Genomic DNA, 2385 nt, shown 5'->3' with positions numbered 1-2385 from the left:
GAGGACGGCGCAGCATGATCGCAGATATCATCCTGATCGCGTTTATGCTGTCGATAGCGGTCGTTGCCGTTCTAGTTGGAGGGGCGATGATCGCCGCCCGATGAGACGATAGTTTTAAGCCCAGCGTATCGCGGCCAGGGGGATCACCGCAAAATGGATTGCCCTTGATGCGTCAAGGGCGCGGCGTTTCATCAGTGAGGCCTGATCGTGATTCAGCGGAAAAGGCGCTTCTCCCGCAGCTTAAGCGAGCGTCGTTTGAACTCGGCGGCCAGCAGAGCGGCTAGCCTCGGGCGTCTTTTTCCCCCTGGCCGAGCGGGAAAGTGCTAGCTTCCGTATGCCTATGCCTGCGCCGCACATGTACCGCTCAATTAAATCGATTGCTTGAGAGAATCCGGTTCTGGCATGCGCAATCAATTCAATTGCATTTCATTGAGCAAGGCCAATTTGCTAAAGGCTGTACCTATGTCAGTTAGGACATTTGAGGTGGTCAAAACTTCTAGGGGGAAACGGACGAGGTACGCGCACTACATCATCGCGGGATTGACTATCGTCCTCATCCTCATGACCGGCTGGCTCTCCCGTTGGGAAGTCGGGCAAATGAGACCTCTTCTCGACTTTGATGCGTTTTATATCGTCGCCCAAAGAGTCTGGCTTGGCGATGCCGAGCAGGCCTACGATTTTGACCGCTTCACAAAGATGCAGATGGATACAGTCGGGGGCAAGGTTGACCTCCTGCACTGGACATATCCACCCCAGTTCGATTTGTTGGTCGCACCGTTAGCCCTCATTCCTGTCGGCGCCGCATACTTCCTGTTTATCGCGGCCACCCTCGCGTTTTATCTCATGACGTTAAGGGCAATTGCGAAAGGTTGTTTCTCGCTGGTCGTGATTTTGCTTTCGCCGGCACTGTTCCTCACGCTCGCCTGCGGTCAGAACGGCTTTCTGACCGGTGGCCTCATTGGCCTTGCGTGTCTGACCATTGAACGGCGGCAGCCTGTAGCCGGATTGAGCCTTGGCGTGATGGTGATCAAGCCGCACCTTGCGATTGCGATCGCGGTTTATGCGCTGCTCGCACGCCGCTGGATCACCGTCATCACCGCGATGGCCGTAATCTTCTTGAGTTCGATCCTCTGCTCGTTGTTGCTGGGGCCTCAGATCTGGAGCGCGTTTCTGGGGAGCGTGCACGACTCCAGCGCTTTCCTCGAGCGCGGAGGGTTTGCTTTGTTTCGCTCGATTTCTGTCTATGCCGTACTGCGAACCGCCGGTCTTTCCGCCTCGCTGGCTTTTGCGGGCCAAGTCGTCGTTGCAGTGTTCGCCTCCTCGGTTGTCGCCCTCGCGATCTACCGCGACCTACCGGCGCGCTGGTCGCTGGGCCTGGCGGGCATCGCTTCAGTGCTGATCAGCCCATACGCCTACGACTACGACCTGCCAATCCTCGGTATAGGCATGGCCCTTTTGTTGCCCGATCTCACACGTCTCGCAAGCGAGCGCGAGCGCGTCGCTATCTACAGCTTGACGCTCATCGCAGGATCTTACGGCCTGCTCCAGGTTTTGCGACTGAGCATCCAGTACGGAGCAGGTGCGATTGAGTACCCCGTACCAGCGTTCAGCGGTTTCGCGCTTCTCGTTCTTCTCGGACTCGTACTTCGAGTCCTGTTGCGAGGCACCGGCGAGCTTCGGCTTGAGGTTCAGCAGGGGCCAATTCAGGCAATCGAGCGCTAACGAGATTTGCCAAGCCGTCGCCCCCGGGTGGAATGGACGGCGCTCGACCATACATTATTCAATCCAACCGAGGCGCTGGTGAAGCGGCGCGGTTCGATCTGCTTGCCTTGGATAGCAGGAGTACACTGAGGCCGGCGTCGGTCGAGAGCTCTACCGGTGTCTGCGAAGCCTTGCGCCCCCTCGCGCGCCCCGCATCATCCGATATAGCTTGCCCGTACTTGTCCGGACGTACTTTCGAGTTACCTCCGGAAATCCCAGCCGCTCCTCGCGCCAGACTCTATAAATGTCCCGTTGGGATCGGCGTTGTCCGCCACCTGCATTCGGCAAATTCATCTTCAAAGAAGGGGTTTTCCATGTTGAAATACTACATCATGACCACGGAAGCGTTGAAGCGTCTGCGCGCTGCCCAGGACGGCGTTGTGTCGTTCGAGTACGTGATCGTCGCCGCTTGTATCGTCGCCGCGGTGGCTGCTGCGTTCGGTGCTGGTGGTACTGGCCCTATCGCCACTGCGCTGACCAATGCGATCACGGCTATTGCCGCCAAGGTCACCTCTGCCGTCGCCTGATACGGCTCCTCGCGGGGGGGGCATTGCACCGTGCCCCCCGCCTCATTTTGCACTCGATGAGTTGGATTGCCACAGCTTAACAGGAGGAGTGTTCCTA

At 58.0% G+C, this 2385-nt stretch carries 2 protein-coding genes; both read left to right on the top strand.

Features of this window, described 5'->3' with window-relative positions; genetic code table 11:
* The first annotated feature begins 597 nt into the window (after positions 1 to 597).
* A complete protein-coding gene (locus AC1D00_RS36745; protein WP_404554812.1) occupies positions 598 to 1722 on the top strand; it encodes a glycosyltransferase family 87 protein in 1125 nt (374 codons plus the stop codon).
* A 353-nt stretch (positions 1723 to 2075) separates the two neighbouring features.
* Positions 2076 to 2288 (top strand): hypothetical protein, encoded by a 213-nt coding sequence (locus tag AC1D00_RS36740; RefSeq protein ID WP_404554814.1) that lies wholly within the window; start codon positions 2076 to 2078, stop codon positions 2286 to 2288.
* Positions 2289 to 2385: the final 97 nt, after the last annotated feature.

The sequence above is a fragment of the Bradyrhizobium sp. P2_E8 genome (assembly GCF_056403875.1).
The sequence above is the reverse complement of the archived record's forward strand: the minus strand, read 5'-3'. Positions and strand labels throughout refer to the sequence as shown.

Coding starts and splice junctions, on each gene's coding strand:
- AC1D00_RS36740 (WP_404554814.1), top strand. CDS start 2,076: ATGTTGAAATACTACATCATGACCACGGAAGCGTTGAAGCGTCTGCGC.
- AC1D00_RS36745 (WP_404554812.1), top strand. CDS start 598: ATGAGACCTCTTCTCGACTTTGATGCGTTTTATATCGTCGCCCAAAGA.